Raw genomic sequence first — 6,295 nt, 5'->3', positions numbered from 1 at the left:
ATTAAAGAAAAATTGGCCGGCATGAGTCCGGTGAATTACCGAATTCATGCCAGCCAATTAGCTGCATAACTAAAACTCTAACTTTAAGGGGTCACTACCCCATCTTCTCTTCTGATAATCTCTGATATTTAAACTCAGATAAGATTTTTCATCATAGTAAATTAGCTCATAATAGCCGTATTCACTTTCTTCCAACAAAAGTATTTGGTACAAATCAATTGAAAATACGAACCAATGCAAGAGTGTTTCCTTAGAGAGGTCTTCAATCAGCTTCTCCGAGTATCGGATCAATTCAATCGTATTAAACTGAACTATGAAGCTATCTGCACTAAAATAAAGTACTGTTCCTAGTTTCTCTCTAGCAGAAAAAATTTGGCCAATTTGCTTTTGAAGGGGTTCTAAGTTTATTTCTTCTACTTTTTCTATTACTTTTCCTTAATTGATTTTGTCCCATATTTCCTCTTCCGTAATGGATGACAGAAGTTGGAGTGGTGGGTAATTTCTTGATTCAAGCGTCTGTACGAGTTGTTTTTGTTTTTGTCCTAACTTTAATTCATTTATTCTATTACGTCTGTTCTCCTTCATCTTCAATTCCACCCACCTGGCTCTCCTAGTAAACTATTCTCTTTAACTATACTGAGTGAAAACTGAGATATATGGATATATTTGGAAATAGGAGTGTTCGTAAAAGTATGCTTAAACAGACAAATAGGGAAAAGCTTTGCTGATTAGCACTGCATTTCCCTATTTCCTTTTTGTTATTAGAATAAATGCTACTTCTGATAATTTCTCAGATGTAAACTTACTATGATAATGAGATACCACTGCCGAATGTACTTTTTTACTTAAACACTTCTGATATGTCGAAAGTAAAATGTTCAGGTAACTTCTCCATTTTTCTCGTAATTTCTGCTTGATAGCTTTTTCTACCCTTTATGACAATTTCCTTTTTCTTGATGGAGATGCTGTTAAAACAATGTGCAGTCCGAAACGTTCCGGCGGAAGCGACTGTCACCGTACCTGTTTGACCAGTATCTTTGATACATACACCAATTCCATATCGAGTCCCTTCTGTGCAACCTCGTTCATCACTTCTTCAATTTTTTCCTTTTCCAAATGATCAAAATCTACGATTAGCCTCAATCCCTCTTTGATGCTTTCAAACAACATGTGAAACTTCTCAGCATCTGTTCCCACCAGGAATTTATTAATATCCAGTGCAGTGAAAGTTAGACTATACCAGTCCTCTAGCGCCACCTCCTGTTTCGCCTCTTCCATCGTTTGGTCAACTTTAATTACAATACGATCGTATCCTGGTAGTATTCTTCCCAATCAAGGCACTTGATTAGCCATTGATCCATTAACTTTTCTTTGTCATCTTCGTCTACATAAAATGAACACGTGAGAGTCAAACAGTTTTCTTGTTGCTGAAATTGAGTGAATTGCAAATAAACATCCCTTCTATATTTACCACATTCAATAGCTTGCTTTATCTTATCAATCACTCGGTCGTCTATTTTTGTTCTGTATACAAATTGCTGTATAAGTTCTTCATTTTTAAAAATTGGGAATCTAATAATTGTTTCTTCAAATATACGTATTCAACAAAAAGATAGCTAGCTAATTTTGGGAAATAGAACATTCGTAAAAGTAAACTTTATAGAATAAAAAAAAGAAGAAGCTTGAGCTTCTTCCGATAACTTCATGATATGTAAATTACTACTTCTAACCCATGTTCTATTTCTATTATTTATTTTGCAGATGAATTCTAGGCTATTGCCATCTGGATCATTGAAGTGGATTTAGGTATACGCAAAATCACTATTCGTCATCACCAAAGGTTCCGTCTATTCAAAGCCAAGTGCCTTTCTCGGTTCATATCCCTTGTTTTTTAACCATCCAACAGTTTGCTTTAAGTCTTCAATTGATACTTCAAAAGCAATATGCCTTGGGGAGGGATGATAGTATTCTACTTCCACTTTTTCAGCATTCCATAAACTTAATCAACTATTTTCTTTTTCAATCCAAAGAAAAGCTAAATTATCTTCAACTTGATGATCGAACTCCAAACCTATTACTTTGTAAAATTCAATTGAACTATTCAATTTACTGACTGTCAAGCGGACTTCATAAAGAACTTTAATCGGGACAAATCCTTTCCCTTCTTAATATTTTATGATTCGAATGGTGCTCGAGCTTACCTTTCTTCAATAAGAGCTTATTTCCAAAAGCACTTATATCGTTTAGGCGAGATGATTTCTATTTCCACCGTTCGTATCAATTCACAAATGTTGTAAAACGCTATCAAGTTTGAAGGCGAAAGCTCTTTGATTTTTTCATCATCGATGTATTTAACTTCATCATCGCTTTCATCAAAAAAGCGAATTTCTGTATATAAAGGCTCGTTTATTAAACTACTTAATCCCGTTTCTGCAAGAGTGAAGGTAGAGAACTTATATATGTTTCCTTCAATGAAGCTCCCTTCCCATGAGAAAAGTAAAATTAAATCATATTTTTCCAGGACGTGTATTGTTTCTTCCTTCGTCACTAACATAAATTCAATTGTACTGCCAATAAATTTTTCAAGCTCTGCTAAGCTTCGTTTCGATAGAGAAGGCTTTCGTTTGAAAATAAACATTCTTTCACCTCATTTACTTAAAATAAAACAAAAACAGAACTTATGTCACAAGAATTTAAACGAAAATGAGTCTTTTGATTAATTTATTGCACTTATCTATGAATTATATAATTTTAATGTATAATCTTAAATAAGTAAAAATAACTAATAATAAGGAAAAATATATTTTTATTTCCCAACAAGAAGTAAGCATAACTTATAAATAAAAATAAAGGAGTGTGAAGGAATGAAACATCCCTTTAAAAATAAAGTCATTCAAATGCAAAGCTTATTGGCATTTTTTGAACGTACTTATCAAAGTGATTTGAATTTATTTGGTGAAGATGTAAACGTGATTTTTTGGGGAGTCGATTTGGAACGAAAAGAACTATATATTACTGAGGGCAGTGAAAAAGTATATGGGTATTCTTCAGAAGAAATAAGTGAGACAGATCTATGGTATAAAGTTATTCATCCAGAACATGAAAATAGAAAGCTAGAGTTAAAACGTTCATTGACCGGTCTAAAAGGATTCAATATTGAATATAAAATCATTAAAAAAGACGGAACAGAAGCATGGGTGCAAACTAAAGGGTATCCTATTTATGATACAAGTAACAAACCTATCCGATTTAATGGATTTACTTTAGATATTACTTCCCGAAAAAGTGTAGAAGAAGATTTAGCGGAATCAGCGAGTAAATATCAAACCCTCGTGGAAAACAGTGCCCAAGCTGTATATATTTCTCAGAATGGTCTATTTCAATATACAAATCAACAAATGACTCGCCTCACCGGCTATTCACAAGAAGAATTATCAGGTATGAAATACGACCAGATACTGGATGAGGAGAGCAAACGCCGTGTATTGAAAAGAGTGAGCCTTTATCTATCAGGGAAAGAAACTAAACCCGAAGAAATTAAAATTATTAAAAAAAATAAGGCTGCCAGAGTAGTGGAATTACGCTCCTCTCTCATTACTTATAAAGGTGAATCTGCTTTAATGGGAACCTTGTTAGATGTTACAGAAAAAAAAGAAGCGTTAGAGATGATAAAATCTCTGGCCTATTTTGATACATTAACCGGACTTCCAAACCGTAATCAATTTTATGAAAAAATGCAGACATTGTTGACAGAAGCAAACAACCATCAAACTCAATTAGCTGTCATGTTTATTGATTTAAACAATTTAAAAGCTGTCAATGACACATATGGACATTCTGAAGGAGACAAATTAATTAGAAAGGCAGCTATAAAAATAAATGAAGTAATATCTTCTAAGGGATTTACGGCCAGGTATGGTGGAGACAAATTCGTTGCCGTTGTAGGGTTTGAAGTTGAAAGCGAGGTAGGAAGACTTGTTGAAAGCTTACTCAAAGAAGTCCCTTCCGTTTTATCATCTACTATTCCTGTCGCAATTACGATTGGGGTTAGTTATTACCCAGAGCATGGAAAAAGCATAGAAACCCTTTTGCGATTCGCTGATATTGCAATGTATTTCTCAAAAGACAACCTTAATGGAGAAGGAAAACATAGTATTTACAACCCTTCTATCAGTCAAGATATTCTTAAAATAACTAAGTTAACCAGCGACCTACCTAAAGCTTTTCAAGACAATCAGTTCTATTTAATGTATCAACCTAAAGTTGAGCTATCGTCTTCAACAATTTACGGAGTGGAAGCATTAATTCGTTGGCAACATCCTGATTTTGGATTCGTATCTCCTGGGGAGTTTATTCCTATTGCTGAGAAAAGTGGACAAATTAACCGGATTGGAACATATGTACTTGAGACAGCTATTAAGGAACTGAATGCATTAAAATTCCCTTCTATACTAAGCGTCAATATATCGCCTAGACAACTATTGCAAAGTGACTTCGTTGAACAAATAGAATCAGTTTTAGAAAGACAAAATTTCCCTCCCCATAGACTTAACTTAGAAATAACTGAAAGTGTCGAAGTTTTTGGAATGGAAAAAACACTAACTATCCTTACACATCTGAATGAATTAGGCGTTTTAATATCTTTAGATGACTTCGGAACTGGCTATTCGTCTTTAAGTTATCTAACGCAACTGCCCATCCACTACTTAAAGATTGATCAATCATTCGTGAGAAACATGGAAAAGGATAATTCAAAAAAAATTATTGTGAAATCCATTATTGATATAGCCCATAACTTAGGAATTAAAGTAATTGCTGAAGGTATTGAGACATCAGATCAAGCAATTCTATTAAATGATGCTGATTGTGACATAGGACAAGGCTACTTTTTCAGCAGGCCATTACTTTCTAAAGATTTGAATAATTACGTAAAAAAATCTGTTTACTGAAAAAATTTTTCGTTTTTCTCCTAATGCTGCTAAATGAATTTTTAAAAGTGCATTCCATATCCATAGGTTATTTATACATTCAACTCCTGACATATTCTTACATGCATAATACCTATATTATTTTCTCGGAAAATAGAACCCCACATGAAATCACTTTTAAAAGTGAGTATCACATGGGGTTCTATTTATAAGAAGAAGATTATTATTGAGATTCTTATTTTTAATTATAATTATAAGGTTTAATTCTTAGTCCTCGCATTTCTAGCTACAATCTTTTATTTTCTACTTTTCAAGGAATGACTTCCTTTTCATACCTGATCAAACTAAGCCTAGAAATTTTTGGAGCCATAACCCATCGTTTTTAATGCCAATTGCAAACTCGAAGCTGTTTCTAACTTCTCTAACTGAATATTTAAATCCACACAAGTCTGAGCGATGGCAGGGCTGATTCCGGTAATCATTACTTTTACACCTAATAAACCTAAAACATCTACTAATTGGAAGATATGATGAGCCACCATAGTATCAACCAGACTTACACCTGATAGGTCAAGAATAATTTTTGAGAGTTGAAGTTCTGTAGCACGTTGAGAAGTCTTCTCCATCAGTAATTGCGCCCTATTAGTGTCAATATCACCGATTAGGGGAATAATTGCAATCCCTTCAAATAGTGGTACAAGTGGTATCGACCATTCTTGCAGAGACCATTTAAAACGCGTATATGCTGTTTCGTGACTTTTTACGTAAGATTGACTAAATCCATATATAGCGTAATCTAGCATCGGATCTATACTTTTAGCGATCACTAAAATGTCAGTTGCTGAATACCCTTCGACAATTGCCTGTTCTTCAATAAATGACCAAAGAGCCAAGCGTTGATATGCAGCACTAGCAAGGGCGTCGTCCAACTTTTGACTATGACGTATTGCCAACTCCCCCACTTCTTTCCCCCACGCGGTGATATTCACTCGAGAATCCTCTTGAGAATTCAAACTTTCTGCCATGAGTTGAAAGAATTCTGCCAAAAAGTGGACCGTCTCACTTCTATTAGAAGTCAAATTAGCTTTATACCTTTCATCTTTTTCAGCACGGAGATTTATAGCGTTTTCAGCGATACATGTAGCATTGTCAAAAAGACGTTCTCCTAAAAATTGAACAAAGGTTGTCCTCATAAAATCCTCCTGTTTATATTATGAATGTTCTCATTTTATCATTTTCTGTAGAAGATGAATTACTCTTTATAAATATAAATTTCGCTTTTTAATAAGCAAATAAAATGATAGAGAGAATTGCTGCACAAAGACTCACCTTTTTCTTCATAAATGTACCGCAAAAAACCCTTATAC

The 6,295-nt window shown here is 34.0% G+C and carries 4 protein-coding genes; 1 reads left to right on the top strand and 3 read right to left on the bottom strand.

The window, feature by feature from the left end; genetic code table 11:
* Positions 1 to 1,011: 1,011 nt before the first annotated feature.
* The gene (locus ACFO5U_RS03030) at positions 1,012 to 1,278 is read right to left on the bottom strand and encodes a hypothetical protein (RefSeq protein ID WP_377276601.1); all 267 of its coding nucleotides are present in this window, start codon (positions 1,276 to 1,278) and stop codon (positions 1,012 to 1,014) included.
* Between the two features lie 940 nt (positions 1,279 to 2,218).
* A complete protein-coding gene (locus ACFO5U_RS03025) occupies positions 2,219 to 2,638 on the bottom strand; it encodes a hypothetical protein (RefSeq protein WP_377276599.1) in 420 nt (139 codons plus the stop codon).
* Between the two features lie 226 nt (positions 2,639 to 2,864).
* On the opposite strand from ACFO5U_RS03025, the gene ACFO5U_RS03020 reads away from it, so the two are divergent.
* The gene (locus ACFO5U_RS03020) at positions 2,865 to 4,949 is read left to right on the top strand and encodes a sensor domain-containing protein (RefSeq protein WP_377276597.1); all 2,085 of its coding nucleotides are present in this window, start codon (positions 2,865 to 2,867) and stop codon (positions 4,947 to 4,949) included.
* A 329-nt stretch (positions 4,950 to 5,278) separates the two neighbouring features.
* On the opposite strand, the gene ACFO5U_RS03015 is transcribed toward ACFO5U_RS03020, so the two are convergent.
* Positions 5,279 to 6,121, bottom strand: coding sequence for an STAS domain-containing protein (locus ACFO5U_RS03015; RefSeq protein ID WP_377276595.1), 843 nt, complete (start codon positions 6,119 to 6,121; stop codon positions 5,279 to 5,281).
* Positions 6,122 to 6,295: the final 174 nt, after the last annotated feature.

The sequence above is a fragment of the Planococcus dechangensis genome (assembly GCF_042654465.1).
Taxonomy (GTDB): domain Bacteria; phylum Bacillota; class Bacilli; order Bacillales_A; family Planococcaceae; genus Planococcus; species Planococcus dechangensis.
This window is presented reverse-complemented; position numbering and strand designations above follow the sequence as displayed.

Bases quoted from the DNA above. Each gene is read 5' to 3' on its own strand.
- ACFO5U_RS03030 (WP_377276601.1), bottom strand. From the start codon at position 1,278: ATGGAAGAGGCGAAACAGGAGGTGGCGCTAGAGGACTGGTATAGTCTA.
- ACFO5U_RS03025 (WP_377276599.1), bottom strand. From the start codon at position 2,638: ATGTTTATTTTCAAACGAAAGCCTTCTCTATCGAAACGAAGCTTAGCA.
- ACFO5U_RS03020 (WP_377276597.1), top strand. From the start codon at position 2,865: ATGAAACATCCCTTTAAAAATAAAGTCATTCAAATGCAAAGCTTATTG.
- ACFO5U_RS03015 (WP_377276595.1), bottom strand. From the start codon at position 6,121: ATGAGGACAACCTTTGTTCAATTTTTAGGAGAACGTCTTTTTGACAAT.